At 55.2% G+C, this 24,976-nt stretch carries 23 protein-coding genes; 10 read left to right on the top strand and 13 right to left on the bottom strand.

Annotation, left to right across the window (positions count from 1 at the left end; all coding sequences use genetic code 11):
• The first annotated feature begins 75 nt into the window (after nucleotides 1-75).
• The 5 genes from cpxP (at nucleotide 76) to BM323_RS21270 (ending at nucleotide 4,865) form a co-directional block, all read left to right on the top strand.
• Nucleotides 76-588, top strand: a complete 513-nt coding sequence (cpxP, locus tag BM323_RS21290; protein ID WP_008109700.1) for a cell-envelope stress modulator CpxP — start codon at nucleotides 76-78, stop codon at nucleotides 586-588.
• Between the two features lie 202 nt (nucleotides 589-790).
• The gene (gene fieF / locus BM323_RS21285) at nucleotides 791-1,693 is read left to right on the top strand and encodes a CDF family cation-efflux transporter FieF (protein ID WP_008109699.1); all 903 of its coding nucleotides are present in this window, start codon (nucleotides 791-793) and stop codon (nucleotides 1,691-1,693) included.
• A 209-nt stretch (nucleotides 1,694-1,902) separates the two neighbouring features.
• On the top strand, nucleotides 1,903-2,865 hold the full coding sequence (gene pfkA, locus BM323_RS21280; RefSeq protein WP_007885343.1) for a 6-phosphofructokinase: 963 nt from the start codon (nucleotides 1,903-1,905) through the stop codon (nucleotides 2,863-2,865).
• 143 nt (nucleotides 2,866-3,008) lie between these two features.
• Nucleotides 3,009-3,998 (top strand): sulfate ABC transporter substrate-binding protein, encoded by a 990-nt coding sequence (locus BM323_RS21275; RefSeq protein ID WP_008109697.1) that lies wholly within the window; start codon nucleotides 3,009-3,011, stop codon nucleotides 3,996-3,998.
• A 108-nt stretch (nucleotides 3,999-4,106) separates the two neighbouring features.
• The gene (locus tag BM323_RS21270; RefSeq protein WP_008109695.1) at nucleotides 4,107-4,865 is read left to right on the top strand and encodes a CDP-diacylglycerol diphosphatase; all 759 of its coding nucleotides are present in this window, start codon (nucleotides 4,107-4,109) and stop codon (nucleotides 4,863-4,865) included.
• Between the two features lie 143 nt (nucleotides 4,866-5,008).
• Here the strand turns inward: BM323_RS21270 and tpiA are convergent, their stop codons facing one another.
• The 3 genes from tpiA to fpr all read right to left on the bottom strand — a co-directional run bounded on the left by tpiA (nucleotide 5,009) and on the right by fpr (nucleotide 7,340).
• The gene (tpiA, locus tag BM323_RS21265; protein ID WP_008109693.1) at nucleotides 5,009-5,776 is read right to left on the bottom strand and encodes a triose-phosphate isomerase; all 768 of its coding nucleotides are present in this window, start codon (nucleotides 5,774-5,776) and stop codon (nucleotides 5,009-5,011) included.
• Nucleotides 5,777-5,896: 120 nt separating this feature from the next.
• Nucleotides 5,897-6,487, bottom strand: coding sequence for a YiiQ family protein (locus BM323_RS21260; protein ID WP_008109691.1), 591 nt, complete (start codon nucleotides 6,485-6,487; stop codon nucleotides 5,897-5,899).
• A 106-nt stretch (nucleotides 6,488-6,593) separates the two neighbouring features.
• A complete protein-coding gene (gene fpr, locus BM323_RS21255; RefSeq protein WP_008109689.1) occupies nucleotides 6,594-7,340 on the bottom strand; it encodes a ferredoxin--NADP(+) reductase in 747 nt (248 codons plus the stop codon).
• A 289-nt stretch (nucleotides 7,341-7,629) separates the two neighbouring features.
• Here fpr and emrD point away from each other — a divergent pair, with 289 nt between their 5' ends.
• Complete coding sequence (gene emrD, locus BM323_RS21250; RefSeq protein ID WP_008109687.1) at nucleotides 7,630-8,826, top strand: multidrug efflux MFS transporter EmrD; 1,197 nt, start codon at nucleotides 7,630-7,632, stop codon at nucleotides 8,824-8,826.
• On the opposite strand, the gene glpX is transcribed toward emrD, so the two are convergent.
• From glpX to BM323_RS21235, 3 genes are all read right to left on the bottom strand, one after another.
• Nucleotides 8,816-9,826: a class II fructose-bisphosphatase gene (gene glpX, locus BM323_RS21245; protein ID WP_008109685.1), complete on the bottom strand. Its 1,011-nt coding sequence runs from the start codon at nucleotides 9,824-9,826 to the stop codon at nucleotides 8,816-8,818. The two genes, emrD and glpX, sit on opposite strands and share 11 nt — an antisense overlap.
• A gap of 97 nt (nucleotides 9,827-9,923) precedes the next feature.
• Nucleotides 9,924-11,432 (bottom strand): glycerol kinase GlpK, encoded by a 1,509-nt coding sequence (gene glpK, locus BM323_RS21240; protein ID WP_008109683.1) that lies wholly within the window; start codon nucleotides 11,430-11,432, stop codon nucleotides 9,924-9,926.
• A 30-nt stretch (nucleotides 11,433-11,462) separates the two neighbouring features.
• Nucleotides 11,463-12,311, bottom strand: a complete 849-nt coding sequence (locus BM323_RS21235) for an MIP/aquaporin family protein (protein WP_008109681.1) — start codon at nucleotides 12,309-12,311, stop codon at nucleotides 11,463-11,465.
• Nucleotides 12,312-12,731: 420 nt separating this feature from the next.
• Here BM323_RS21235 and zapB point away from each other — a divergent pair, with 420 nt between their 5' ends.
• Nucleotides 12,732-12,971 (top strand): cell division protein ZapB, encoded by a 240-nt coding sequence (gene zapB / locus BM323_RS21230; protein ID WP_007885384.1) that lies wholly within the window; start codon nucleotides 12,732-12,734, stop codon nucleotides 12,969-12,971.
• A 50-nt stretch (nucleotides 12,972-13,021) separates the two neighbouring features.
• Here zapB and rraA read toward each other — a convergent pair whose 3' ends face one another.
• The 6 genes from rraA to priA all read right to left on the bottom strand — a co-directional run bounded on the left by rraA (nucleotide 13,022) and on the right by priA (nucleotide 20,099).
• Nucleotides 13,022-13,507 carry a ribonuclease E activity regulator RraA gene (rraA, locus tag BM323_RS21225; protein ID WP_008109679.1) on the bottom strand — a complete coding sequence of 162 codons (486 nt, stop codon included), beginning with the start codon at nucleotides 13,505-13,507 and terminating at the stop codon, nucleotides 13,022-13,024.
• 154 nt (nucleotides 13,508-13,661) lie between these two features.
• Nucleotides 13,662-14,999, bottom strand: a complete 1,338-nt coding sequence (gene hslU / locus BM323_RS21220) for an HslU--HslV peptidase ATPase subunit (protein ID WP_008109676.1) — start codon at nucleotides 14,997-14,999, stop codon at nucleotides 13,662-13,664.
• A gap of 5 nt (nucleotides 15,000-15,004) precedes the next feature.
• The gene (gene hslV, locus BM323_RS21215) at nucleotides 15,005-15,541 is read right to left on the bottom strand and encodes an ATP-dependent protease subunit HslV (RefSeq protein ID WP_008109674.1); all 537 of its coding nucleotides are present in this window, start codon (nucleotides 15,539-15,541) and stop codon (nucleotides 15,005-15,007) included.
• An 89-nt stretch (nucleotides 15,542-15,630) separates the two neighbouring features.
• Nucleotides 15,631-16,545, bottom strand: coding sequence for a cell division protein FtsN (gene ftsN, locus BM323_RS21210; protein ID WP_036649947.1), 915 nt, complete (start codon nucleotides 16,543-16,545; stop codon nucleotides 15,631-15,633).
• 151 nt (nucleotides 16,546-16,696) lie between these two features.
• Nucleotides 16,697-17,734, bottom strand: coding sequence for a DNA-binding transcriptional regulator CytR (gene cytR, locus BM323_RS21205; protein WP_008109670.1), 1,038 nt, complete (start codon nucleotides 17,732-17,734; stop codon nucleotides 16,697-16,699).
• A gap of 166 nt (nucleotides 17,735-17,900) precedes the next feature.
• Nucleotides 17,901-20,099: a primosomal protein N' gene (priA, locus tag BM323_RS21200; protein ID WP_091004301.1), complete on the bottom strand. Its 2,199-nt coding sequence runs from the start codon at nucleotides 20,097-20,099 to the stop codon at nucleotides 17,901-17,903.
• 210 nt (nucleotides 20,100-20,309) lie between these two features.
• Between priA and rpmE the strand changes: the two genes are divergently transcribed.
• A complete protein-coding gene (rpmE, locus tag BM323_RS21195; protein ID WP_007885402.1) occupies nucleotides 20,310-20,525 on the top strand; it encodes a 50S ribosomal protein L31 in 216 nt (71 codons plus the stop codon).
• A gap of 77 nt (nucleotides 20,526-20,602) precedes the next feature.
• Here the strand turns inward: rpmE and metJ are convergent, their stop codons facing one another.
• Complete coding sequence (gene metJ / locus BM323_RS21190) at nucleotides 20,603-20,920, bottom strand: met regulon transcriptional regulator MetJ (RefSeq protein ID WP_007885403.1); 318 nt, start codon at nucleotides 20,918-20,920, stop codon at nucleotides 20,603-20,605.
• A 274-nt stretch (nucleotides 20,921-21,194) separates the two neighbouring features.
• Between metJ and metB the strand changes: the two genes are divergently transcribed.
• Both metB and BM323_RS21180 read left to right on the top strand, forming a co-directional pair.
• Complete coding sequence (gene metB / locus BM323_RS21185; protein ID WP_008109665.1) at nucleotides 21,195-22,355, top strand: cystathionine gamma-synthase; 1,161 nt, start codon at nucleotides 21,195-21,197, stop codon at nucleotides 22,353-22,355.
• A 2-nt stretch (nucleotides 22,356-22,357) separates the two neighbouring features.
• Nucleotides 22,358-24,790, top strand: a complete 2,433-nt coding sequence (locus tag BM323_RS21180; protein WP_091004298.1) for a bifunctional aspartate kinase/homoserine dehydrogenase II — start codon at nucleotides 22,358-22,360, stop codon at nucleotides 24,788-24,790.
• Nucleotides 24,791-24,976 lie beyond the last annotated feature (186 nt).

Below are 24,976 nucleotides of genomic sequence, written 5' to 3'. Positions count from 1 at the left end.
CTGACGGATGTTTGCAGCCACCGCCGTACACTGGCTCTCGTTGAATCGCAAAACGGAACGAACTGGGAGTTAACGATGCGCTACTTAACCGCCGTCGTCATTGCCTCAGCGATGGTTCTCAGTCACGCCAGCGCCGAAGCAGCAGACACGACGACGATTGACGAGATGCATCCGAACAGCGGATTGACGACAGGCAGTATGACGCAAAATCCGCAAAGCTACATGTTCGATGGCATTGAGCTGACTGAACAACAGCGGCAACAGATGCGAGACCTGATGCAGCAAGCGCGACACGAACGCCCAACAATCAGCGTTCAAGATATAGAAACTATGCATGACCTTGTGATTGCAGACAAATTTAACGAATCGGCTATTCGACAGCAGGCAGAGAAACAAGCCCGCGCAGCGATAGAACAGCAAGTCGAGATGGCTCGGGTTCGTAATCAGATGTACCACCTGCTAACGCCTGCACAGCAAGCGACATTGCAGAAAAATTATGAGCGACGATTAGCTGAAGTTCGTCGACTCTCAGGATTGCAGCCATCATCACCGCTGCAAGCAGTGAGTAGTACCAGCAGTAACCAGTAACATAGTATCCCTGTTTTCCTTGCCATAGACACCATCCCTGTCTTCCCCCGCATGATGCGGGGGTTTTTTTTGCCTGTCATTTCTCTCTAACATCATTGTCTTAAAATTCAATCACGCAGCACACTTCTGCCGATGATAAACTTTAGCCATCTTGAGACCTAAAGGCCGCACCGATGAAGCGTGCGACCCGGCGAGGCATAGCATGGATTCTTCCTATGCAAAGTTAGTCAATCGGGCGGCGTTAGCGGCGACTACGCTGGCGACACTACTGTTAATCGTGAAAATTTTTGCCTGGTGGCATACCGGTTCAGTCAGCATGTTGGCGGCGTTAGTGGATTCATTGGTGGATATTGCCGCTTCACTCACCAACTTGCTGGTGGTGCGCTATTCATTGCAGCCGGCCGATGACGATCACACCTTCGGTCATGGTAAAGCCGAATCATTGGCCGCGCTGGCGCAAAGCATGTTTATCTCCGGCTCGGCGCTGTTTCTGTTTCTCACCGGTATTCAGCATCTGGCATCGCCCGAAACCTTACATGCGCCGCTGGTGGGCATTGTGGTTACGGTGATTGCGCTGTTTTCAACCCTGACGTTGGTTGCCTTCCAGCGCTGGGTGGTGCGTCGCACACGCAGCCAGGCGATTCGCGCAGACATGCTGCACTATCAATCTGATGTGGTGATGAACGGCGCAATATTGGTCGCACTCGGTTTGAGCAGCTATGGTTTTGTACGAGCGGATGCATTGTTCGCGCTCGGCATCGGCGTTTACATTCTCTATAACGCCTTGCGGATGGGCTATGACGCGGTACAGGCGCTGCTAGACCGCGTACTGCCCGAGCATGAAACGCAGGAGATCATCAACGTGGTGACCAACTGGCCGGGCGTACGTGGCGCACATGCATTGCGCACACGGCAATCGGGCCCCACGCGTTTCATCCAGCTACATCTGGAGATGGAAGATCAGTTGCCGTTGGTGCAGGCGCATCAGGTGGCCGATCAAATTGAGCAGGCATTACTAAAGAAGTTTCCCGGCTCAGACGTGATCATCCATCAAGATCCCTGCTCTGTTGTGCCGAGCAATCAACACGGCTTTTTTCAAGGTTAGCGATTTAAAATCATGCAATTACACAAAAAAAGTGACGTAACGCTAACAACTCTGTAAAAAATTAGCGAAAACTTGTCTGACCTGAATCAATTCAGCATCAAGCCTTTGATATACTATTCTGCAACTATTAAGCCATGCGATCGCGAGCTGGTCCACGCCGGACACATGGCAGGAATAATCCTTAGTTTTTGAACAATCCAGAGGTTGTCATGATCAAAAAAATCGGAGTACTGACCAGCGGCGGCGACGCCCCAGGCATGAACGCAGCCATTCGCGGAGTTGTACGTTCCGCGCTGAGTGAAGGACTGGAAGTTTTTGGTATTTACGACGGCTATCTGGGATTGTACGAAGATCGCATGATCAACCTCGACCGCTACAGCGTGTCAGACATGATCAACCGTGGCGGCACCTTCCTCGGTTCCGCACGTTTCCCAGAATTCCGCAACGATGAAGTGCGCCAGACCGCGATTGATAACATGAAAAAGCGCGGCATTGATGCGCTGGTGGTTATCGGCGGTGATGGTTCTTACATGGGTGCGAAGCGCCTGACCGAAATGGGCTTCCCATGCATCGGCTTGCCGGGCACCATCGATAACGACGTAGCAGGCACCGATTACACCATTGGCTACTTCACTGCGTTGGAAACTGTAGTTGAAGCGATTGACCGTCTGCGCGACACCTCATCTTCCCACCAGCGCATCTCCATCGTTGAAGTGATGGGCCGTTACTGCGGCGATTTAACGCTGGCGGCAGCGATTGCCGGTGGTTGTGAGTTCATCGTGCTGCCTGAAATCCCATATACCCGTGAAGAGCTGGTTTCAGAGATCAAAGCGGGCATCGCCAAAGGTAAAAAACACGCCATCGTAGCGATTACCGAGCACATCTGCGATATCGACGATCTGGCGCACTTCATTGAAGCTGAAACCAAACGCGAAACCCGCGCCACCGTTCTTGGTCACATTCAGCGTGGTGGCGCACCTTGTGCCTATGACCGCATCCTGGCATCGCGCATGGGTTCTTACTCCATTGAGCTGCTGCTGCAAGGTTATGGCGGCCGCTGCGTCGGTATTCAGAATGAGAAGATGGTGCATCACGACATCATCGATGCGATTGAAAATATGAAGCGTCCATTCAAACGCGACTGGCTTGATACCGCGAAAAAACTCTACTAATTCCTTATCAAGGCGCGACGAGATTCGCGCCTTTTTAATGCCTGCTTATATTCCCTCCAGTTATAACAGCTTATTTTTAATTCTTTAATCCGTGGATAAGTTTGTGTCAGTCTTGTTCTATAACGACCTCGGGAGAGCAAGCAATGAATAAGTGGAGTATTGGTGTCACCCTGTTACTGGTTTCAACCAGTGTTCTGGCAAAGGATATTCAGCTGTTAAACGTCTCTTACGATCCAACCCGTGAGCTGTACGAACAGTACAACAAAGCGTTTAGCGCGCATTACAAGCAGGAAACCGGCGACAACGTGGTAATTCGCCAGTCGCACGGCGGTTCCGGTAAACAAGCGACCTCAGTGATCAATGGCATCCGTGCTGATGTGGTTACGCTGGCGCTGCAATCTGATGTAGATGCTATTGCTGACCGTGGTCGTATCAATAAAGACTGGATCAAACGCCTGCCGGACAACTCCGCGCCATACACCTCGACCATCGTATTCCTGGTGCGTAAAGGCAACCCGAAAGGCATTCATGATTGGCCGGATCTGATTAAACCGGGCGTATCCGTCATCACGCCAAACCCGAAAACATCGGGCGGCGCACGCTGGAACTATCTGGCTGCATGGGGCTGGGCGCTGGATCAGAACCATGGCGATCAGGCCAAAGCGCTGGCTTACGTGAAATCGCTGTTTAAGAACGTAGAAGTGCAGGATTCCGGTGCACGCGGTGCGACCAATACCTTCGTAGAACGTGGCATTGGCGATGTGCTGATTGCGTGGGAAAACGAAGCCTATCTTGCAGTGGATAAGCTGGGTAAAGACAAGTTTGAAATCGTCACCCCAAGTGAATCGATTCTGGCGGAGCCAACGGTATCGGTGGTAGATAAAGTGGTCGACGAGCAGGGCACCCGTAAAGTGGCCGAAGATTACCTCAAATACCTCTACTCGCCGGAAGGTCAGACCATCGCGGCAGAAAATTTCTACCGTCCACGTGATGAAGCCGTTGCGAAGAAATTTGCCAATAAATTCGCGCCGGTAAAACTGTTCACTATCGACAGCAAGTTTGGTGGCTGGACGCAAGCCCAGAAAACCCACTTCGCCGATGGCGGCAGCTACGATCAGGTGATGAAGCCATAACGAATAGAAAAACGGCCAGCGAGAATGCTGGCCGTTTTGTTTTAGTCCGTGACTTTCATCACCTGCCAGGCGAGGATGCTGGCAGGTGATGAACAGAGGAATCGGGCTATGCAGGGCAGTCGTCGTACCCTGAAGTTACTTACCGCATTATTGGTGCTGTTGATTGTCGGACTGATCGCCGGCGCCATCCATTTCCATAAAAACTCCAACGCCTTGTGGCAGATTATCAGCGAAAAATGCGTGCCGAATGTGGCGGCGACGGGTAAACCCGCGCCATGCCAGCAGGTGAACAGCGAGCAGGGTTACGTCACGCTGAAAGATCTCAACGGCCCGTTGCAGTATCTGCTGATGCCGATCGAAAAAATCACCGGCATAGAAAGCCCGATACTTCTTGAACCCGCTACACCGAATCTGTTTGCCGAAGCCTGGCAGCAACGCACATTGCTGGCGCAGAAGCATGGCGCGCCGATCCCCGATAGCGCGCTGTCGCTGGCCATCAATGCGCAATATGGGCGTACGCAAAATCAGCTGCATATTCATATTTCCTGTCTGCGGCCGGATGTGCGTCAGCAGCTGGATGCGCTGGCACCGAGGCTGAACGTGAAGTGGCAGAGTGAAACGCTGCGTAAGCATCGTTATCTGGTGCGGTCGATTTCTAAGGAAGAACTGGCGCAGCAGAGTGCGTTTATCCGTCTGGCGGATGAAGTGCCGCATGCGCGCACCGAAATGGGGAAATATGGTCTGGCGCTGGCACAATTGCCGGATGGCCGTTTAGCGCTGTTGGCGCTGGAGCGTAATTGGCTGAAACTGAACAGCGGCTCGGCGGAAGAGTTGCAGGATCATAAATGCAGCATATTGCCGCAATAATCGTTGAGGCGATAACCAGGTGCGCATGAATGCGCACCCTACAAAACCGACGTACGGCTCCATTTGTCGTAGGGTGGCCATTCATGGCGACCAATAAAAAAGGCGGCTAATCAGCCGCCTTTTTCTGCATCAAAAACGCTGACTTACGCGTTTTTCGCTGCTGCTGCCGCTTTCACGATCACCGCAAAAGCATCCGCTTTCAGTGAAGCACCGCCAACCAGCGCGCCATCGATATCTGGCTGGGTGAACAGCTCAGCGGCGTTTTTGTCGTTGACGGAGCCGCCGTACTGAATGATTACTTGCTGAGCGATAGCTGCATCTTTCTTCGCGATATGGTCACGAATGAATTTGTGCACCGCCTGAGCCTGCGCTGGAGTGGCTGATTTGCCGGTACCGATAGCCCAAACTGGCTCGTAAGCGATAACCGCGCCTTCGAACGCTGCAGCGCCCTGAGTTTCCAGCACGGCGTCGATCTGACGTGCGCACACTTCTTCGGTTTTGCCCGCTTCGTTTTCTGCATCAGTTTCACCGATGCACAGAACCGGCACCAGGCCAGCTTCTTTCACTACGGCAAATTTCTTCGCGATGAACTCGTCGCTCTCTTTGTGGTAGGTGCGGCGCTCAGAGTGGCCGATGATGATGTATTTCGCGCCAACGTCTTTCAACATGTCTGCGGAAGTTTCGCCAGTGAATGCGCCAGACAGATTAACGTCAACGTTCTGAGCACCCAGAGCAATGTGGCTACCGGAAATGGCGTGCTTCGCCAGGTCCAGATAGATGGCTGGCGGTGCAATCGCGACGCCACAGCCATCAACACCAGACAGCTCTTTGCGCAGGCCTTCAATCAGCTCTTTAGTGATCTGCTTGCTACCGTTCAGTTTCCAGTTACCCATAACCAGTGGATGTCGCATTCTTTCCTCCGCATAACGCGATTCATGAAATAGCGCTGCCATCGGGCAGCGATGTCTGCGAGACAGTATAGAGATCAAATGCGTTGCTGGCTTTGCTTTTCGTCATTTTTGCCGGTGCGATCAGGGCGTCGCGAGCGCCAGTTTTATCGGCTCAACGGCGAAGGTCAAACCCTTGTCGCCGTTGTCTGCCACCACGAAACGCAAGGCACCTTCGGTGCGGGCAAAATAGCGCGCGCCTTTGCCGGCGCTCAGCAGGGAATCGAGTTTTTTACGCCCATCTTCGAGCGATAAGCCGGGGATGAAGAAGCGCAGCAGGGCGGTCATATAATCCATGGCGCGTGCCTGTGCAGCTTTCATATCGGGGCCGGGAACCGGCAGCCAGGTGATTTGCAGGGTTTTGATTTTGCCGGTGCCTTGCTCCAGCGCCGTTGAGGCATACAGCGTTTCACTGATTTTGCTGGCGGCACGCGTCAGGTTGCTTTTATCGCCGCGATTATCAATAGCGCGATATTCCTGCAGCAGTTCATTGGGATTGGCCGCGTTGTACTTCTCACGGAACTGAGCAACGGTCATATCGAAGGTCGGTGCACCCGCGAGCAGATAGGGCGCAGCAGGCAGATGATCGCTACGATCTAACGTGGGGGCATCCTCCGCCCAGACGGGAAATGTCAGTGCGAGGCCAAGCAGCAGCGCGACTGGCAGGTTGTTCATTGCTTCGGCCCTAAATCATTCACTTAGCCCACGATTAGAACGGTTTTTACCGGGCAAAGTCAAAACCCACACTGGGAAAAATCTCACATTCTTTGTGCCGCGCCGATTACCAGTAATGCTCGCTGGTCATATGGCCGGGTTTACGTTTGAAATGTTTGCGCATCTCACGCGTGTCTTTCAGTAACTGCTGGGTATCGCGCACCATCTGTGGATTGCCGCACAGCATCACATGGCTGGTTTCTGCCGTCAGCGGCAAGCCAACCGCACGCTCCAGTGCTCCACTTTCAATCAGCTGCGGTACGCGACCGTGTAGCGAACCGGCGATCTCTTCGCGGCTGATTACCGTTTGAATGTGCAATTTGCCCTGATAGCGCTGCTGCAGCGCTTGCATCAAGGGCAGGAAGCTCAGGTCATCGGCGAAACGCGCGGCGTGCACCAGCACAATATTGTCGAAACGATCCAGATCTTCGCCCTGTTGCAGAATCGATAAATAGGGGCCGATCGCCGTGCCGGTCGCCAGCATCCATAGCGTTTGGCAGTCTGGAATTTCGTCGAGTACAAAGAAACCCGCCGCCTCTTTGGTGATCATCACCTGCTCGCCGGGCTGCAGCGCCTGCAAACGCGGACTCAGTTTGCCCTCGGGCACTGTGACCAGATAAAACTCCAGCAGCGAATCCTGCGGCGCGTTGACGTAAGAATAGGCGCGCTGCACGCGCTCACCGTCAATTTCCAATGCCAGCTTGGCAAACTGTCCCGCAGTAAAGGTATCAATCGGTGCTTCGACGCGCAGGCTGAACAGTGCATCGGTCCAGTTTTTTACTTCTTTAACTTCAGCATTGATCCACTCAGCCATGCTAACTCCTTAGTGTTGAATATTCAGGCACATGATTATCATCGTTATCAATCCGGCAAATTTCCAGCCCTGCGCCCAGCAAAGGGCTCTCAGCGACAAACGCAGCGCACAGATCAGCAACTGTAGCGGGCAGTTTACAATCTGGACTATCAACTTGACGGCTCAAGACATACAGCTTTGTCGGTGCCTCTCGATTTGTCACTGAATCCTGATATTTTTGCCGCCATAAATCCGAGGCGGCTTGTTTTGTGCTGCTTATTCTTTGTTTCTCAGGCAGACATTTTGTTCCATGTTGATAAGTAAAACGCAAAATCGCTTTCTGTTATTCATGCTGATTGTGCTGGTGGCGGTCGGGCAGATGGCGCAAACCATCTATGTGCCAGCAATGGCCAACATGGCCGAAACGCTCAATGTGCGCAGCGGGGCGATCCAGCAGGTTATGGCCGCCTATCTGATGACCTACGGCGGATCGCAGTTGATCTACGGCCCGCTCTCGGACAGTTTTGGCCGCCGTCCGGTGATCCTGATTGGCATGACGATCTTTGCCGTCGGCGCGTTGATCGCCATGTTCGCGCCCTCGCTCGATATTCTGGTATTGGGCAGCGCGGTGCAAGGTTTAGGGACCGGCGTAGCGGGCGTGATGGCGCGTACCATGCCGCGCGATCTCTATTCCGGCATCGCCCTGCGTCAGGCGAACAGCCTGCTGAATATGGGCATTCTGGTTAGTCCGCTGCTGGCGCCAGTGATTGGTGCACTGCTGACGCATCTGTTTGGCTGGCATGCCTGTTTCGCCTTCCTGCTGCTGCTGTGCGTCGGTGTAACAGCTTCAATGGCGCGCTGGCTGCCGGAAACCCGCCCTGTTGATACGCCCGCCACGCCTTTCCTGCGCCGTTATGCCACTTTGCTGAGCGACGGCAACTTCGTGCGTTATCTGCTGCTGCTGATTGGCGCACTGGCTGGTATCGCGGTGTTTGAAGCCAGCTGCGGCGTGCTGATGGGCGGCGTATTGGGGCTGGATGGCTTGACCGTCAGCATCCTGTTTATCCTGCCGATTCCGGCTGCGTTCTTTGGCGCCTGGTTTGCCGGACGTGAGCAGAAATCCTGGCACACGCTGATGTGGTACGGCGTAAACAGTTGCCTGTTGGCTGGATTATTGATGTGGGTTCCCGCCTGGTTTGGCGTGATGAACATCTGGACGCTGCTGGTGCCCGCTGCGCTGTTCTTCTTTGGCGCGGGCATGCTGTTTCCGTTGGCAACCTCGGGCGCGATGGAGCCGTATGCGTGGCTGGCGGGCAGCGCAGGTGCGTTAATCGGAGGCTTACAGAATCTCGGTTCCGGCGTGGTGGCGTGGCTTTCTGCACTGTTGCCACAGCACGATCAATCCAGCCTTGGCATGCTGATGTTCGTGACGTCGCTGGTGATGTTACTGTGCTGGTGGCCACTCTCTCGTCATCCGGAGAGCGGCAAGCAGGCGATTACAGGATAAATTGATGCAGCGCCGCGTCTTTGCGATCCAGATAGTGGATTGACTGGATGCGGCGAATGGTGCGTGATTTGCCGCGCACCAGCAGGGTTTCGCTGGTGGCGATGTTGCCGTTACGCGTGATGCCTTTCAGCAAATCGCCGGTGGTGATGCCGGTGGCAGCGAAGATAACGTTGTCGTTGCGCGCCATCTGATCCAGCTTCAGCACCTGACCCGCTTCAATGCCCATCTCGGCGCAGCGTTGCAGTTCATTCTCGCCGAGGCGACGATTCTCTTCGCTATCGCCTTTCACCTCGTGACGCGCCAATAAACGCGCCTGCATGTCGCCATCCATCGCGCGAATTACTGCCGCCGACACCACACCTTCCGGTGCGCCGCCGATACCGTACATCACGTCCACTTCGCTATCTGGCATACAGGTCAGAATCGAGGCCGCGACATCGCCATCCGGGAAGGAGAACACGCGCACACCGAGCTGCTGCAGCTGGGCAATCACCGCATCGTGGCGTGGCTTAGCCAGAATCGACACTGTTAATTGGCTGAGCGGTTTGCCCAATGCCAGCGCGATGTTTTTCAGGTTGATATCAAGCGGCAGATTGAGGTCGATGGCGCCACGCGCGCCCGGTCCAACAATCAGCTTTTCCATGTACATATCAGGTGCGTGCAGGAAGCTGCCTTTGTCTCCAACCGCCAGTACCGCCAGTGCATTGGCCTGGCCCATCGCCGTCATGCGCGTGCCTTCGATCGGATCGACCGCGATATCCACTGCATCGCCACGGCCGGTACCGACTTTCTCACCGATATACAGCATCGGCGCTTCGTCGATTTCGCCTTCGCCAATCACAATCTGGCCGTCGATATCTATGGTGTTGAGCATAATGCGCATGGCGTGAACGGCTGCGCCGTCGGCCGCATTTTTATCGCCGCGTCCTAACCAGTGATAGCCCGCCAGAGCGGCGGCTTCGGTCACGCGGGAAAATTCAATCGCGAGTTCTCGTTTCATGGTGGCACCTGATAAAAAACAGGCAGGCAGTTTAACACAGCGGGGAAAAGTGGCAGGGGGAAAAACCCGCGGCAGGGCGCCGCGGGTTAGCAGGATTTTACTCTTCGTCTTCCCACGCTTTAGCGCGAGCGACCGCTTTCTTCCAGCCGGCGTAACGGACGTTACGTTCGGTGGTTTCGATGCTTGGGCGGAACTCACGCTCAATCACCGCTTTAGCGCGAACTTCTTCCAGATCGTTCCAGAAGCCAACCGCTAAGCCAGCCAGATAGGCCGCACCCAGCGCCGTGACTTCACGCACTTCCGGACGCTCTACGCGCGTGCCGAGAATGTCAGACTGGAACTGCATCAGGAAGTTGTTGGCAACCGCACCACCATCCACGCGCAGTGATTGCAGGCGGGTGCCCGCATCGTTCTGCATCGCTTCCAGTACGTCGCGCGTCTGGTAAGCAATTGACTCCAGCGTGGCACGGATGATGTGGTTAGCGTTCGCACCGCGCGTCAGACCGAAAATCGCGCCGCGTGCATACGGATCCCAATATGGCGCACCCAAACCGGTGAAGGCTGGCACCATATACACGCCGTTGGTGTCTTTCACTTTCAACGCGAAGTATTCAGAGTCGGTTGAATCGCTGATCAGCTTCATCTCATCGCGCAGCCATTGAATCGACGCACCACCGATAAACACCGCACCTTCCAGCGCATAGTTCACTTCGCCGCGTGGGCCGCACGCGATGGTGGTCAGCAGGCCATGCGTTGAAGTCACAGCTTCGGTGCCGGTGTTCATCAGCATGAAGCAGCCGGTGCCGTAAGTGTTTTTCGCCATACCCGGTTGTACGCACAGCTGGCCATACAGCGCCGCTTGCTGGTCACCCGCGATACCGGCGATTGGAATACGCGTACCGCCTTTACCACCAATGTTGGTCTGGCCGTACACTTCAGAAGAGCCTTTCACTTCTGGCAGCATTTCACGCGGGATATCGAGGATCTCCAGCATGCGCTCATCCCACTCCAGCTTGTGGATGTTGTACATCATGGTACGTGAGGCGTTGGTGTGATCGGTGACGTGCACACGTCCCTGGGTCATTTTCCAAATCAGCCAGGTATCAACGGTACCGAACAGCAGTTCGCCGCGTTTAGCACGGTCACGCGCGCCTTCCACATTATCCAGAATCCACTTCACCTTGGTGCCTGAGAAGTACGGGTTAATCACCAAACCGGTGGTGTGCTGGATATACTCTTCCAGGCCCTCTTTCTTCAGCTTGTTACAGTAATCTGCGGTGCGTGGATCCTGCCAGACGATGGCGTTGTAAACCGGTTTGCCGGTCTCTTTATCCCAGACGATGGCGGTTTCACGCTGGTTGGTGATACCAATCGCCGCGATTTGATCGGAGTTAATGTCGGCGTGTGCCAGCACTTCAACCAGCGTTGAGCTTTGTGACGCCCAGATATCCATTGGGTCATGTTCAACCCAACCCGCTTTCGGGTAGATCTGGGTAAATTCGCGCTGAGAAACCGCGACGATGTTGGCATCATGATCAAGCACCACGGCGCGTGAGCTGGTTGTGCCCTGATCGAGTGCAACTATATATTTTTTATCAGTAGTCATTGTGCTTTCCTGATGTGGTATCGATGAAACTTACGCTTTACGCTGCTGAGCGCGCGCAACCGGTTTTTCTGCTGTGCTGGCTTCCGCGACGTTAACTGGCAGATGGCGGCCAATCAGCGAACGGTAACCAAAGGCTCCGAGGCAAGCACCGACCAGCGGGCCAAAAATCGGAACCAGGAAGTAAGGAATATCTTTGCCACCGGTGAAGGCGACGTTGCCCCAGCCAGCGAAGAAGGCGAACAGTTTTGGACCGAAGTCACGCGCCGGGTTGAGTGCGAAGCCGGTCAGTGGACCCATTGAGCCACCGATTACTGCGACCAGCAAACCAATCAACAGCGGAGCCAGCGGACCACGCGGTACACCGTTGCCGTCATCGGTCAGCGCCATGATCACCGCCATTAATACCGCTGTAATCACCATCTCAACCAGGAACGCCTGAGCGACGCTGATGTGCGGGTTCGGGTAGGTAGAGAAGATACCGGCCAGATCGAGGCTTTCAACGCTGCCGCGCACCATTTGATGGCTCGCTTCGTAATCAAAGAACAGATTGTAGTAGAGACCGTAAACCAACGCGGCAGCGCAGAACGCGCCGGCAACCTGCGCCAGAATATAGGGAATAACTTTACGACCTTCGAAATTAGCGAACAGGCACAGCGCGACGGTAACGGCTGGGTTAAGATGCGCGCCAGAAACGCCTGCGCTTAGATAGACTGCCATGGAGACGGCTAAACCCCAGATAATACAAATTTCCCACTGACCGAATGACGCACCGGCCAGTTTCAGTGCAGCAACACAGCCTGCACCAAAGAAGATAATCAAACCTGTGCCGAGAAATTCAGCGATGCACTGACCTTTTAGTGTGTTAGTTGTCTGACTCATAATGGCATTCCTGAAGCGAGGTTAAATTTTATCAGTTTTTGTTCTCATCCATGAGTCGCCCAGCTATCAATGTAGGGTTGATGTGAATTTATCGTTAACGAGCATAAACGAGAAATAGCGAAATTGAAAACTGTGTACTCCATCATAAAAATGCGCGTTTTCGCGTCTTTTGCGTTGCTTTGAGACCCATTTTTCCCGCTTTGCTGGTCGATGCTGATGTGATCGCGCACACAGATGCGCGAAGATGCGCATTTTTTTAGGCATAGACTGAAAAGTGTTACAGACTGCCCTCGCAGGCCTTGTGGCGCTGGACTTGCTGGGTTCGGCTACATACAATCGAGTCATCGTGGCTGAGCGCACCATAATAAGGCATGCACTAGCCCCATCAACGCCTTGCAAGATTTAGGAGAGGTCAGAAAGATGTCATTTGAAGTGTTCGAGAAACTGGAAGCGAAAGTACAGCAGGCGATTGATACCATCACTCTGCTGCAGATGGAAATTGAAGAGCTGAAAGAGCAAAACAATACGCTGAAAAACGAAGTCAGCCAGGCTTCAGGCAACCAAGATGCGCTGGTGCGTGAAAATCAGCATCTGAAAGAAGAGCAGCATGTCTGGCAGGATCGTCTGCGGGCACTGCTGGGAAAAATGGAAGAAGTTTAAGCGTCGATGCTTAAACCAACGGGTGCCGCGGCACCCGTTTTTGTTGCGGCTTACTCGATGTCGAGTGCGTCTTCAGACAGGATGATGCCGGTATTGTCGGCATACAGATGGTCACCAGAGAAGAAGGTCACGCCGCCGAAGTTAACGCGCACGTCACTTTCGCCAATGCCTTCACCCGCTGCACCCACCGGAATCGCCGCAATCGCCTGAATGCCGATTTCCAGCTCTTCAAGGTCGTCTACCTGACGTACCGAGCCGTAAACCACAATGCCTTCCCACTCATTTTGCGCCGCCAGACTCGCCAGCTGAGCATCGACCAGTGCGCGACGGACCGAACCGCCGCCATCCACCAGCAATACGCGACCCCGACCGTTCTCTTCCAGCAAATCGTAGAGTAAGCCGTTATCTTCGAAACATTTCACTGTGGTGATTTGACCACCGAATGAGCTGTGCCCACCAAAGTTCGAAAAAAGCGGTTCAACAACATTCACAGCTTCGTGGTAGATGTCACAGAGTTCAGATGTATCGTATTTCATGAGGGTTTTCGTCTGTTTGCCACAGGAGCGCTAAGTATATCGCTATCTGGCGATTGTTGGCAAAATCATCAACCGCCAAAAAAAGCGTTGCATCAATATCCTGCGTAAAAAAAAGCCCGGCACAGTGGCCGGGCAGCGATTTCGCGGGTAAAGCTTACAGAATGAAGCGGCTGAGATCTTCGTCGGCCACCAGCTCATCCAGATGCTTACCAACGTACTCGGCATCGATAGTGATCGATTCACCGTTACGATCGCTGGCGTCATAGGAGATATCTTCCATCAGACGCTCCAGCACGGTATGCAGACGACGCGCACCGATGTTCTCGGTGGTTTCGTTCACCTGCCATGCGGCTTCGGCGATACGACGCACGGCGTCATCGGTGAAGTCGATATTGACCCCTTCGGTGCCCATCAATGCTTTGTACTGCACGGTAACCGAGGCGTTTGGCTCGGTCAGGATGCGCTCGAAGTCATTGACGGTCAGCGCCTGCAGTTCAACGCGAATTGGCAGACGGCCTTGCAGTTCTGGGATCAGATCTGACGGGCTAGCGACCTGGAACGCGCCGGAAGCGATAAACAGAATGTGGTCGGTTTTCACCATGCCGTGCTTGGTGGAAACGGTGCAGCCTTCAACCAGCGGCAGCAGGTCACGCTGTACGCCTTCGCGTGATACGTCTGGACCGCCCGCATTCTGGCCGCCGCGCTTACAGATTTTGTCGATTTCGTCGATGAACACGATACCGTGCTGCTCAACCGCATCGATGGCATCCTGCTTCAGTTCTTCCGGGTTCACCAGCTTGGCCGCTTCTTCTTCAATCAGCAGCTTCATGGCTTCTTTGATTTTCAGCTTACGCGGTTTCTGCTTCTGGCCACCGAGGTTCTGGAACATCGATTGCAGCTGGCTGGTCATCTCTTCCATGCCCGGAGGCGCCATGATTTCAACGCCAGCCGATGAAGCGGCCAGATCGATCTCAATCTCTTTGTCATCCAGCTGGCCTTCGCGCAGTTTCTTGCGGAAGGACTGACGCGCTGTTGATGGCTCAGCCGCTTGTTCAGCCTGGCCCCAGTTGTTTTTCGCGGGTGGGATCAGCACATCGAGGATGCGCTCTTCCGCCATCTCTTCCGCGCGGTATTTGTTCTTCTCGATCGCCTGGCTGCGCACCATCTTGATGGCAGAATCGGTCAGATCGCGAATGATGGAATCCACCTCTTTACCGACATAACCGACTTCGGTGAATTTGGTGGCTTCCACTTTGATGAACGGTGCGTTAGCCAGTTTGGCTAAGCGACGGGCGATTTCGGTTTTACCGACGCCGGTTGGACCAATCATCAGAATGTTTTTCGGCGTCACTTCGTGGCGCAGCTCTTCGTCGAGCTGCATGCGGCGCCAGCGGTTACGCAGGGCGATCGCGACCGCCTTCTTTGCGCCGTCCTGGCCGATAATAAAGCGATTAAGCTCGCTGACAATCTCGCGTGGAGTCATCTCAGACATGATGTTTAGTCCTTAGCCTTAGACGGTAATGCTTCGAAGTTAATATTGTGGTTGGTGTAGATACAGATATCGCCAGCGATGTTCAGCGCTTTCTCCACGATATCGTGCGCACCAATGTCGGTGTTTTCCAACAACGCGCGTGCCGCTGCCTGGGCGTAAGGCCCACCAGAACCAATTGCAATCAGGTCATTTTCCGGCTGGATAACGTCGCCGTTGCCGCTGATGATTAATGAGGAGTTTTCGTCGGCCACCGCCAGCAGCGCTTCGAGGCGGCGCAGCATGCGATCGGTACGCCAATCTTTAGCCAGTTCGACCGCCGCTTTCACCAGATGGCCTTGGTGCATTTCCAGCTTGCGCTCAAACAGTTCAAACAGGGTGAAGGCATCTGCGGTACCGCCAGCAAAACCGGCGATCACTTTATCGTTGTAAAGACGACGGACTTTTTTAACGTTGCCTTTCATTACGGTATTGCCGAGCGTAGCCTGGCCATCACCGCCAATCACTACCTGGCCGTTGCGTCGTACACTTACTATTGTTGTCACGGGCAGACCCCTTGTTGCAGTAGAAAAGGAACTCCGCGCACTCGGCGCGGAGTATCATGCAACCAGATATGGGGTAGGAAAAAGGGGTTTCAACCCCCAGCAGCGAGGGGAATACAACTTCCGTGGCCGGAACTGTGTAAGCGTTTGACTGTGCTGTCGGCGCTGCTGCGATCTTTGAACGGCCCGATCACCACGCGATTCCAGCCACCGCCGGTAGTAATGCGGCTCTCGAATCCTTCAAATGCCAGACCGGCGCGTACTGATTCCGCCTGATCGGTACCTTTGAACGATCCACACTGCACCATCCAGCGCTGTGAAGAGGCTTTCTCTTCGGTTTTCGCCTTGGCCGTTTCCTGCGGTTTGGTCTGCTGCGTTGGCTCACGCGTGATCGGCGCAGCTTGCTGCTGCTGACGCGCGGCCTGTTGTTGCTGCAACTGTTGCTGGCGCTGCTGCTGTTGTAACTGTTGCTGCTGACGTTGCAACTGCTGCTGTTGTTGCTGCTGAACCTGCTGCTGCTGCTGCTGTTGCTGCACCTGCTGACGCTGCAGCGTTTGCTGGCGCTGCGCCGGGGTTTGTTCGTTCCACGGCACTTCGTTCAACTGCGTCGGCTGCTGGCGCATATCGGCCTGCATCTGCTCCAGCAACTGTCGCTGTTCATCGGTCAGCTGAGTTTGTGATTGCACGCCACCGGCCGAAGGCTCAGTCGGCGACGGAACGGTAATTTGGCGATTTTCCAGCTCTTTGATGTACTTCCAGCGCTCTTCCGGCTTCGGCGGCAGGCCGTTACCGTTGGCTTTGTGGTTTGGAATGACCTCAATCTCTTCTTTCTTATGATGCGAGATGAACCATAAACCACCGGCAAAGGTGACCAGCACGGCCACGGCCAGTACCATCATGAGCTTTGAAGTGCCTGATCCGCCTTTGCTTTTCTTGCTGCGGCTGGCGGGTTTTTTGCGACGCGTCCCTGTTGAACGCCCGCGGCCTACATAATCTTTCTGTGCCACTTTCGTTCTGCTACCCTTCAAAAAAATGCCAATGGGCATGTAAATGTGCTGTTAATTGCCCGGCAATGAATGCGCCATGTTACGCAAGGGCTGGAACTTTGACCAGCACAGTCTGCCTTCAGAATCCGCTGAAAATGCAGGCTTCTACGCGCTATTTTTCCCGTTTTGCTGCCGGTGCCGTACTGCCACGCACGCGCAACTCCGCATCCAGCAGGCGCGAGCCGTTATTCACGCGTTTACCCTGCAGCTCATCAAGTAATAGCAGCATCGCTTCACGACCGATGGCAAAGCGCGGCTGCGCCACGGTGGTCAGCGGTGGATCGTAGTATTGCGCCAGTTCGATATCATCAAAGCCCACTACCGACAAATCCTGTGGAATGCGCATGCCGAGTTTGCGTGCCTGATTCATCGCGCCCAGCGCCATTAAATCGCTATGGCAGAAGATCGCTTTCGGGGGCTGCGGCAAACTCATCAACTGCTTAAGCGCATTTGCACCGGCTTCAAAGGTGAAGTCGCCGTGCACAATCATCGTCGGGTCGATGGCGATGTTGCTGCGACGCAGCGCCTGAATGTAGCCCTGCAAACGATATTGGCTCAGCGGAATATGTTCTGGCCCGGTGATGCAGGCGATTTGGCGATGACCGAGCTGCAACAGGTGATTTACTGCTTCAAAAGCGGCGGTCAGGTTATCGATATGCACCGTTGGCAAGGCCATTTCCGGCGCAAATTCGTTGCCCATCACCATTGGCGGCAGGTTACGCTGATCTTCAATGCCCGCCTCAAATGGCAGCTGTGAACCCAACAGCACCATGCCGTCGATCTGGCGCGTCAGCATTAAATTCAGGAAGGTTTTTTCCTGTTTGTTCTGATGCGCGCAATCGCCAATCAGTACCAGATAACCTTCATGCGCGGCGGTGACTTCCACGCCGCGAATGATCTCACTGAAGAAGGGATCGCAGATGTCCGGCACAATTACCAGAATGGTTTGCGTTTCACCGCGTTTGGCATTGCGCGCCAAACCGTGCGGCGCATAACCCACGGCAATCACGGCTTTTTCGACCTTGAGCCGGGTCGCAGCAGAGACTTTTTCTGGATTCATCAACGCACGTGAAACCGTGGCGGTTGAAACGCCTGCTTTCTCGGCCACATCTTTCATGGTGGCGGCGGTGGAGGGTTGCTTCTGGTCCAACGTATAACTCCTGACGCGGTACAGCGCATTGATTTTCTGACATTACCGGGCTTCAACCGGGTCGGCACTATTGTTAACCAAAGGTCGCGCCGGGTTGTTACTTAATTTGCATAAAAATTGTGACTTGTGCGACTTTTTTCGATCTGGCTCGCAGATGTGGCGCGGCTTAGCTCTCAGTGGGATCGATATCCAGCGTCCATTTCACTTTGCGCGACGCAGGCAAGGTGGCGATCAGCGGTAGCGATCCGTTCAGCAGCTGTTGCAGACGTTTGCGTGATGGATGCTGCAACAGCAGCTGCCAGCGCCAGCGTCCGCTGCGTTTCGGTGCCAATGCCGGAACCGGCCCCATCAGCCACATCGCCTCATCTTTTAGCGGACTGGCTTCCAGCAAATTGCGCAGCTGAGTAAGGAATTCCGCCGCCTGTTGGTTATCCATATCTTCAGCGCGGAACAGCGCATGGCTGGTCCACGGCGGCAGCTGAACCGACTGACGCTCCAGCAGCGTTTGATCGGCAAAAGCGAAATAGCCGCGATGCAGCAAGGTTTGCAGCAGCGGATGTTCCGGATGATGGGTTTGCAGCAACACTTCGCCCTGTTTGCCGGCACGACCGGCGCGGCCTGCGACCTGCGTGTAAAGCTGAGCGAAGCGCTCGGCGGCACGGAAATCAGCAGAGAACAGCGCGCCATCGACATCGAGCAGCGACACCAGCGTGACATCCGGGAAGTGATGGCCTTTCGCCAACATTTGCGTGCCCACCAGAATGCGCGCGCCGCCGCGATGCACATCGGCCAGATGCTGCTCCAGCGCACCTTTACGGCTGGTGGTATCGCGATCGATGCGCGATACCGGCACGCCGGGGAACAGCGTGCCCAACTGCTGTTCCAGCTGTTCGGTGCCGACGCCAACCGGCATCAAATGCGTCGAACCACAGCTCGGGCACTGATTCGGCAGCGGGCGCTGGCTATCACAATGGTGGCAGCGCAGCTGGCGATGGTTCTGGTGCAGCGTGTAGTAGCTATCGCAGCGTTGACACTCCGCCAGCCAGCCGCAATCGTGGCACATCAGCGCCGGAGAGAAGCCGCGGCGATTGAGGAATAGCAGAACCTGATTGTCGGCCTGTAGATGTTGGCGCATTTTGCCAAGCAGCGCCGGTGCCAGCCCGCCTTTCAGCTGCTGGCCTTTAAGATCGATCAGCTGCTGCAACGCCGGTTTAGCATTGCCCGCGCGTTTGGTGAGATTGAGCTGGCGATATTTGCCGACGCGCACGTTGTGCAGGGTTTCCAGCGCCGGCGTGGCCGAACCCATCACAATCGGAATGTCTTCCTCATGCGCGCGGAACACCGCCAGATCGCGCGCCTGATAGCGCCAGCCTTCCTGCTGTTTGTACGAGCTGTCGTGTTCTTCATCAATAATGATCACGCCGGGACGCGCCAGCGGCGTGAACAGCGCCGAGCGTGTGCCGATAACAATCGCGGTTTCGCCGCTGCGCGCGCGCAGCCAGACGGCCAGGCGTTCGCTGTCATTCAGCGCTGAGTGCAGCACATCAATCGGCGCATCAAAGCGCTCGCGGAAGCGGGCGATGGTTTGCGGTGTCAGGCCGATTTCTGGCACCAGCACCAAAGCCTGTTTGCCGCGTGCCAGCACGTTCTCCAGCACGCTGAGATACACCTCGGTTTTGCCCGAACCGGTAATGCCGGCCAGTAGCCACGGCGCATAGTGATCGTCTTCACTGCGCATCGCGCCCACCGCCATCGCCTGATCGGTATTCAGGCGCAGGCGATCACCTTTAACGGCAAAGCTGGTGCGCCAGTCGTGCATCTGCGGCGTATGTTCACGCAAATCGCACAAGCCTTTAGCGCGCAACGCTTGCAGCGCGGCATCGGTAAAATCGTGTTCACTGACCTGATGACGATAGAGCGGTCGCTGACGCAGCATCGCCAGCGCTTGCTGCTGTTTCGGCGCGCGCTTCAGACTTTCCATCGCCACTTCACGGCCAGCATCATTAATCACCCATTGCCACAGCGGCGCTTCCTGCGCCGGTTTGCCCTGACGCAGCAGCACCGGCAGCGCATGGCTCAGCACTTCGCCGAGCGGAGAATGATAATAGGTGGCGGCCCAATGCAAAATGCGCCACAGGGCGGGCGAGAACAGACTTTGATCGTCAAGCACGCTTTCTATCTGCTTGAGCTGCGTCAGTGGCAGATCGCTGGTCTCGCGCGTGCCGACCACAATGCCGATCATTTTGCGATTGCCGAACGGCACATTCACGCGCCCGCCCGCCACCGGCTGCGGCGCATCGGCAGGCAGCAAGTAGTCAAACAGGCGAGGTAGCGGAACGGGTAGGGCAACCTGAACAACGGGCATCTGAATCTCTATCCAGTTCTGAATTAAGGAGAAGTAGTGTACACGCCTAATTAGGAAGCGGCTATTTGCTAAAACCGGTTAATTTCTGTATACTATGCCGCCTTCGATGAGATCGCTTGTCGGAGCATACACTTAATGTTCAACCGCGTGTGGTGCTGTGCAGGCTAAGCCTGGCACGGAGAGCGACACGGCCTTTTATGAGGTTCTCCCATGAAACAAGGTATTCACCCTAAGTACGAAGCAGTAACCATGACTTGCTCTTGCGGTAACGTGATCAACACCCGTTCAACCATGGCTTCTGGTCTGAACCTGGACGTGTGCGGCAAATGCCACCCGTTCTACACTGGTAAGCAGCGTATTGCTGACACCGGTGGCCGTGTAGATCGCTTCAACAAGCGTTTCAGCGTGCCAGCAAGCAAGAAATAAGATTTTTGGCCGTCGAATCTTCGCGATTCGGCAGCAAGAAAAAACCCAGCCTCGGCTGGGTTTTTTTATTTCTGGCTTCAGTATTCCCAGCTATCGGGATCGATGCCCATTTCACGCATAATCTGTTTCGCTTCTTCCGGAATCTCATCGCTGCGTTCTTTACGCAAATCGACATCGTTCGGCAGAGGCTGCCCGGTGAAAGCATGCAAAAAGGCTTCACACAGCAGTTCGCTGTTGGTGGCGTGACGCAGGTTATTCACCTGACGGCGGGTGCGCTCATCCGTTAAAATCTTCAGCACTTTCAGCGGGATAGAAACTGTGATTTTCTTAACCTGCTCGCTCTTCTTGCCATGTTCAGCGTAAGGGCTGATATATTCGCCGTTCCATTCAGCCATGGGTTACCTTAATCAATAAAAGTTGAATATGGGGAAATCCGTTGATTATGCCCGATTTTTCGATGCCTGACCCCTTAAACCGCAGGTTTTATGCTTGAGCACCGCTTCTGCAAAGGAAAGCGCGCTGAACACCAGGCGATGACGGACAATTTTAGCGGTTATTGATGATTTGCTCAATCTATACGCAAAGACATTTAGATGTCCAGATGTATTGACGTCTATGTGCGGAATGTTATTCTGTTGCTCTTCTTTTTCTTCAGGAACAGTAAGCACCATGACGCGTAAACAGGCAACCATCGCAGTACGTAGCGGTTTGAATGATGACGAGCAATATGGCTGCGTTGTCCCACCGATTCATCTCTCCAGCACCTATAACTTCCTCGACTTCAATGAGCCGCGTGCGCATGACTATTCACGTCGTGGTAACCCAACGCGTGATGTGGTGCAGCGCGCGTTGGCAGAGCTGGAAGGTGGTGCAGGCGCGGTATTAACCAATACCGGCATGTCGGCGATTCATCTGGTGACAACCGTGTTCCTGAAGCCGGGCGATCTGCTGGTGGCGCCACACGACTGTTACGGCGGCAGCTATCGTCTGTTCGATAGCCTGAGCAAGCGCGGTGCGTATCGCGTTAAGTTTGTCGATCAGGGCGACAAAGCTGCGCTGGCCGCTGCTCTGGCCGAGAAGCCAAAACTGGTGCTGGTTGAAAGCCCAAGCAATCCTTTATTGCGCGTGGTGGATATCGCCAGCATCTGCGCCGCCGCGCGTGAAGCGGGCGCCATTAGCGTGGTGGACAACACCTTCCTCAGCCCGGCGTTGCAAAACCCGCTGGCACTGGGTGCCGATCTGGTTGTTCACTCCTGCACCAAATACCTGAATGGTCACTCTGATGTGGTAGCGGGTGCGGTGATTTCGAAAGATCCGGCGATGGCCACCGATCTGGCGTGGTGGGCGAATAATATTGGTGTAACCGGCGCAGCGTTTGATAGCTACCTGCTGCTGCGCGGTTTGCGCACGCTGTCACCGCGCATTGCGGCAGCACAACGCAATGCATTGGCGATTGTTGATTACCTGAAGCAACAACCGCTGGTGAAAAAACTGTATCATCCGTCTCTGCCGGAAAATGCCGGTCATGAGTTTGCGGTACGTCAGCAGCGTGGCTTTGGTGCCATGCTGAGTTTCGAAATCGATGCCGATGAGGCTCGCCTGCGCCGCTTCCTGAAAGCGCTGCAGCTGTTCACGCTAGCCGAATCGCTCGGTGGCGTAGAGAGTTTGATTTCGCATACCGCAACCATGACGCATGCCGGCATGTCTGCAGAAGCGCGCGCGGCAGCGGGAATTTCGGAAACACTGCTGCGTATTTCTGTTGGGATTGAAGATCACGAAGATTTAATCGCCGATCTGGATAATGCATTCCGGATCGCAGCCGAGGAGTAATCATGACGAGTTCAGTGGGCGCGGGAACGCCGGTCAAGCAGTTGCATAAATTTGGTGGCAGTAGCCTGGCCGACGCACGTTGCTATCAGCGCGTGGCCAGCATCATGGCGGATTACAGCCAGCCAGGCGACTTAATGGTGGTCTCTGCCGCTGGCAGCACCACTAACCAGTTGATCAGCTGGCTGAAATTGAGCCAGAGCGATCGCTTATCTGCCCATCAGGTGCAACAGGCTTTACGGCGTTTTCACAGCGAGTTAATTGCTGCGCTGCTGCCTGCTGAATATGCCGAAACCCTGACGTCTTCCTTTATCCGCGATCTGGAAAGACTGGCGGCGCTGCTCGATGGCACCATCACCGATGCGGTGTATGCGGAAGTGGTAGGGCACGGTGAAATCTGGTCGGCACGCTTGATGGCCGCAGTGCTGAGCCAGCGCGAGATCGAAGCTGCCTGGCTGGATGCGCGTGACTTCCTGCGTGCTGAACGTGCCGCGCAGCCGCAGGTTGATGAAGGCAAATCCTGGCCGCTGTTGCAGGAGCTGTTAACACAGCATCCGCATAAGCGTCTGGTAGTGACCGGATTTATCAGCCGCAGCGAAGCGGGTGAAACCGTACTGCTCGGTCGTAACGGCTCGGATTACTCGGCTACGCAAATTGGTGCGCTGGCGGGCGTCGGTCGCGTGACCATCTGGAGCGATGTGGCGGGCGTTTACAGCGCCGATCCGCGTAAAGTTTCTGATGCGTGTCTGCTGCCGCTGCTGCGTCTTGATGAAGCCAGCGAGCTAGCGCGTCTGGCTGCGCCGGTGCTGCACACCCGCACCTTGCAGCCGGTTTCCAACAGCGACATCGATTTGCAGCTGCGTTGCAGCTATCAACCGGAGCAAGGCTCGACGCGTATTGAACGCGTGCTGGCATCTGGCACCGGCGCGCGTATCGTCACCAGCCACGATGATGTGTGTCTGGTGGAGATTCAAATCCCCGACAATCACGATTTCAAAACGCAGCAGAAAGAGATCGATCTGTTACTGAAGCGCGCGCAGCTGCGTCCGCTGGCGATTGGTGTACATCCCGATCGTCGCCTGCTGCAGCTGTGTTACACCTCGGAAGTAGTGAATAGCGCCTTCAACCTGTTGCAGGATGCCGCACTGCCGGGCCATCTGCAGCTGCGCGACGGCTTAGCGCTGGTGGCGCTGGTGGGCGCAGGCGTGACGCGTAATCCGCTGCACAGCCATCGCTTCTGGCAGCAAATCAAAGATCAGCCGGTGGAATTTGTCTGGCAATCGGAAGATCACATCAGCATCGTGGCGGTCTTGCGCGTTGGCCCGACGCAGCACCTGATTCAGGGACTGCATCAGTCGCTGTTCCGCGCAGAAAAACGCATCGGCCTGATGTTGTTCGGTAAAGGCAACATCGGTTCACGCTGGCTGGAGCTGTTTGCCCGCGAGCAGGAAACATTGTCGGCGCGTACGGGATTTGAGTATGTGCTGGCGGGCGTCGCAGACAGCAGCCGCAGCTTGCTGAGCTACGACGGCCTGGAAGCCAGCCGCGCATTGGCGTTTTTTGATGATGAAGCGGTAGAGCGTGATGAAGAGTCGCTGTTCCTGTGGATGCGTGCGCACCCGTTCGATGATTTAGTGGTGCTGGACGTCACTGCCAGCGAGCAGCTGGCGCAGCAGTATCACGATTTTGCCAGCCACGGCTTCCACGTTATCAGCGCCAATAAGGTTGCTGGTGCATCCAGCGGTCAAAGCTGGCGTCAGGTGCGTGATGCTTTCGCCAAAACCGGTCGTCACTGGCTGTATAACGCCACCGTCGGTGCCGGTTTGCCGGTCAACCACACGGTGCGCGATCTGCGCGAAAGCGGCGATAGCATTCTGGCGATCAGCGGCATTTTCTCCGGCACGCTCTCCTGGCTGTTCCTGCAATTTGACGGCACGGTGCCGTTTAGCGAGCTGGTCGATCAGGCGTGGCAGCAAGGCCTGACCGAACCGGACCCGCGCGTTGATTTATCCGGGCAGGACGTAATGCGCAAGCTGGTGATTCTGGCGCGTGAAGCGGGCTACGATATCGAGCCGGATCAGGTACGTGTCGAATCGCTGGTGCCGGCGATTTGCGACGGTGAGTCGATTGATCACTTCTTCGAAAACGCCGATGAGCTGAATGACCAGATGCTGCAGCGTCTGGAAGCGGCGCAAGAGATGGGCTTAGTGCTGCGTTACGTGGCGCGCTTCGATGCTAATGGCAAAGCGCGCGTCGGCGTGGAAGCGGTACGCCCCGAGCATCCGCTGGCCGCGTTGCTGCCGTGCGATAACGTGTTTGCCATCGAAAGCCGCTGGTATCGCGATAATCCGCTGGTGATTCGCGGACCGGGCGCTGGCCGGGATGTAACAGCGGGCGCGCTGCAATCGGATATCAACCGCCTCGCACAGCTGCTGTAATCTGCCTCACTCTGCAGGCGGCATCGTCCGTCTGCACTCTTCATTTTCTCCCGCGCATTATGAAATGCTTTCACCTTGATTGAAGATTTGTCACGCCCGTACATTAATTTTCTGTTGACGCTGGCGCGCGAATCGTTCATTTTGTGCATCTGGACGTCTAAACGTATGGATGTTCGAAGGCCGCAA

The organism is Pantoea sp. YR525 (assembly GCF_900116775.1).
In the GTDB taxonomy this organism is placed as follows: Bacteria; Pseudomonadota; Gammaproteobacteria; order Enterobacterales; family Enterobacteriaceae; genus Pantoea; species Pantoea symbiotica.
Note: the sequence above shows the minus strand (reverse complement) of the source record. Positions and strands in the feature narration are given on the sequence as shown.